Genomic DNA, 4,197 nt, shown 5'->3' with positions numbered 1-4,197 from the left:
GCAACACCATCATCCCAGATGCTAATTTTAACGGCAGCTTGATTGTGCCGGTAGTTGTCGGTGACGGCTTTGCCAACAGTGACATTTTCAATGCCACCGTCACAGTCAATGCGGTAAACGATAAGCCGGTGATTAACAGTCACACAATTCCAGCAGTCAATGAAGATTCCAGTCTGACGATTCAGTTATCCCATCTTGATATCAGCGATGTGGATAGCAATAGCTTTACCGTTACTGTTCATGACGGGGCCAACTATTCCAAAGTCGGTAATACCATTACGCCTGAAGCGAATTTCAATGGCACCATAACGATACCCGTTACCGTTAATGATGGTAGTGCCTCTAGTGACGCGCTAAATGCTTCGGTCACAGTCAATGCAATCAATGACGCACCAGTCATTGCGGAAGGGGCTGCTCAAACAATCGCAACAGACCAGGATAACGCACAAAGCTTCACCTTGAACGCGAGCGATGTAGATAATTCTACTTTGACCTGGAGTGAATACACATCACCCAGTCATGGCAGTGTGTCGGGTTATGGTGCTGGTTTGCAAAAAAGCCTGACTTATACCCCCGCCTCAGGATTTCATGGGACCGACTCATTTGTGGTTCAGGTGAGTGATGGGATTGCAGTTGACCGAGTGACAGTCTCAGTACAAGTCAACCAGGTTAACCAGGAGTTTGCAGAGAAATTTAGCGGAATCGTTAGTGATGCGGCTTTGGTGACGCCAAGTGTGCCCGCTAATCAGGCGGTTGGCGCGGTTGAAGGTCAGGCGGGTGTGTCTGGCGGTGCGGCGACTTATTCGGTGCCGATTGCCATCCCGCCGGGTCGTAATGGGATGCAACCCAATGTTTCATTGAGTTATTCCTCCAAAAGCGGTAACGGAAAGGTGGGGATGGGCTGGTCCCTTAGTGCCGGTTCGAGTATCCACCGTTGTGGTCAAATTGCTGCGATAGACACCTATGGACTGGGTGTCACCTACAATGCCGGAACCGACAAGTTGTGCCTGGATGGCCAAAGGCTGATTGTGGTGGAAGGCAATTATGGTGAAAGCGGTGCCATCTATCGCACCGAGCTGGACAGCTTTGTGAAAGTGACTCAGTTTAATGGCATTAATAACGGCACCAGTCAATTCCGCGTGGATACCAAAGGCGGTCGTAAACTTTATTACGGCTGGGAAGCCGATGCCCGTCATAGTGCCAGCGGTCGCAGTGAAATCTTAAGCTGGGCAATCAAACGCGAAGAAGACCAGCACCAAAATGCTATCGTCTATCAGTACACGACTTATGGTGCCGGTGAGCACTTGCTCACTGCCATTGACTATACCGAAAAACTCAATGAAGCCGCTGACCGAAAGGTCGAGTTCATTTACCCGGACACTGAGCGCAGTGATAAATCGGTGCGTTACCTGGCAGGTGGAAAAACTGAGCAAACCCGTTTGCTTGAGTCGATTAAAACCTCTTACAACGACACGGTTGTGAGGCAATACAACCTGGCTTATCAAACCAGTAGTTTAAGTGAGCGGGCGATTTTAAAAAGCATTGAGGAATGTGCGTTTAAAGACAGTATTGAAACCTGTTTACCGAAAACCGACTTAACCAGTTACGCACCTGCGCTTGGCTGGAATAGCGTATCGAGCAACAATGCTAATGATTCACAAATTCCCGGTTTCGGTCAGATTGATAATTACGACCAAATCCGCATGAAAGATTTAAACGGGGATGGCGTCGCAGAAATTCTTTACCTCGACCGTGAACAGCAATCGCCGGGCGTCTATGGTCATGATATTCGCGTCTACCAGCTGGACGCTAATGGTCAATATCAGAAAGTGGCCGAAGTAACTGATGATGTGATGGCACCACAAATCTATGGTGGTATTGAAGGCGATATTAACGGCGACGGTATTCGAGATTTTATCGCCGCAGAAAGTAATCGCCGACTGGTTTATCTGCAGTTTGAGCAGGACTTTACCTTAACCAAACACCCGACCAGTTTCTATCTGACCGATGATTATGATCTGTTGCATGCGGGCGCCGGTGCCCAGCTGATTGATATGGATGCCGATGGTTACCAGGATATTGTGTTTACTTCCTTAGGTATTAACGGTCAGATACAGGTCGCGTATTATCGCAACAAGGCCACTGGTGCGATTGATTTTAACGGCCCTTATACAATGTACAATTTAACTCGTGGTGGCCAGTGGTCTGCCGATCAGACCGCCAGCCTGATGGACATGGACGGCGATGGTTTACTGGATATCGTACTCAGTCATCAAAAAGGATTTGACCTGCCACAAAGCGCTGGTGTGTTGGAAGCCTCGATTGCTTTTGCCAGCCGAAATGCCAGTGGCGTTATCCAGGTGAGCGAGCGAGATGCAACGCAACTTGGGTTACCCACTAACCATCATCTGAACCAGTATAACTGGGCCGATTTAAACGGTGATGGGTTAAAAGATTTTGTTCGTGCGGTGAAAACCGGTAACAGTTTTGACTGGAAGGTTCGCCTCAATCAGGGCAATCGAACCTTTGCCGCTGAGCAATCCCTTGGCACCAGTCTTGGTCTTCACCAGTGGCCACTAGTGAAAAACGATGTAGGGCCTTATAAAGTTCAGGCACGTTTCGGCGGTATGCGGGTAGCTGATGTGGATGGTGATGGTGCCGATGAAGTATTAGTGGCTACAGGCACCAGCGATACCGCCTGTTTCCACGCAACGGGTTTTAACTGGGACCCGGATAGCCGCATGTTGGCGGTGGAAAGTTGTAATGATGCCATTCGCCTGCCGGAGCATGAGAACATCGAAAATCCGGGCGAGATGTTATCGGAGTCATTAGGCATTTTTGATGCACGTCGTTTTCACTGGTCGGTACTGGACTTTAAGGTCGACTCAAGCAGTCAGGTCAAACATTCGAGAACCACCAGCAATGTGGCCTATGCACCGATTGCCGGTTTGGGTTACCTGGATGGTGCACTATCAACCCCATTGCAACTGACCGATTACAACAATGACGGTCATCTGGATTTATTCTTCCGTACTTTAAGTGGGCATAATTACAATGGTGGCTTTACCTTTGGTGGACAAGTTATTCCCAATGGTGGCCGCAGTTTGGTGTTTACCGGCACCAACAAGCCGGCGACGGGCTTTTTCGTCCAAGCCAATAGTGGCGTCCACTCAACTCGTCAACCGGATACGCTTTATGAAGTCAAAGACGGTTTAGATAAAAAATCTCGTTGGGATTATGCACCGATTTCCCGCGCTGAGAATGTTAACGGCACTCGTCTTTATACCGTGCCAGAAAACCGGGAAGATTGGTACACCACCAAAGACAGCAAACGGGAGCATTTCTATTTTACATCAAGCATGCCGGTGGTCAGTAGTTTCTATCAGTCCAATGGTGTGGGTAGTGAAAATGAAACCACCTATCGCTATAAAGAGGCGGTTTATAATCGCATGGGTCGTGGCTTCCAGGGCTTCCGCACCATTATCGTCGACTCTCCGGCACAGCTGAATACGTCCGATGAAGTGTCTGATAAAACCCGGGCGGTCACTGACTTCCATCAGATTTTCCCAAAAGCCGGCAAGATTGAAGAAGTGCGAACTTGTCTTGCCAGTGATGGCATTGAAACCTGTAGTCCGACGACGCCGCTGAGCTACACCAAAAATATCTATTTCGAAAAGAAGACCGCCGAGTCGTCAGACAGTAATAGCGAGGATGTGTACTGGGTGGTGCCTTACAGCACAGTGACCAAAACCTATGCCCTCGATAGCCGCACTAAACAGTACTCCAAGTCGACCACCATCATTAATGCCGGTGATGTGGATAATTATGGCAATGTGGAGAAAAGTACCCACTGGCTGGAAAACGGGTTTAGTAAAGTGGAAACCCAAACCGTCAGCACCTTTACCAATGACGCGGATAACTGGTGGATTGGCAAGTTGATTGGCAGTAAGGTCACCACTAAAACTGTGTTCAATACCAGCAAAGCCTACGACAGCCTGCTTGACCCGGTGAAGCAAATTCAGACCACTTACACCTGGACAGAGAATCGCCAGCCGGATGTGATTACCACGGATGTACTTCAGGGCGATGGCCAGTCAATGGTGGTGGATACCGATTACAACCCTTATGGTTTACCCACCTCGGTGAAAACCTATCCGAAAGGCGATGTGAATAATTTCCGTGAAGTGACAACCACCT

1 protein-coding gene is annotated in these 4,197 nt (G+C 48.9%); it reads left to right on the top strand.

Annotated elements, in window-relative coordinates; all coding sequences use genetic code 11:
- Nucleotides 1-4,197: tandem-95 repeat protein (locus FLL46_RS26845; RefSeq protein ID WP_142935523.1), on the top strand; the 4,197-nt coding region annotated here is incomplete at both ends.

It is taken from the genome of Aliikangiella coralliicola, assembly GCF_007004725.1.
Classification (GTDB): domain Bacteria; phylum Pseudomonadota; class Gammaproteobacteria; order Enterobacterales; family Kangiellaceae; genus Aliikangiella; species Aliikangiella coralliicola.
This window is presented reverse-complemented; position numbering and strand designations above follow the sequence as displayed.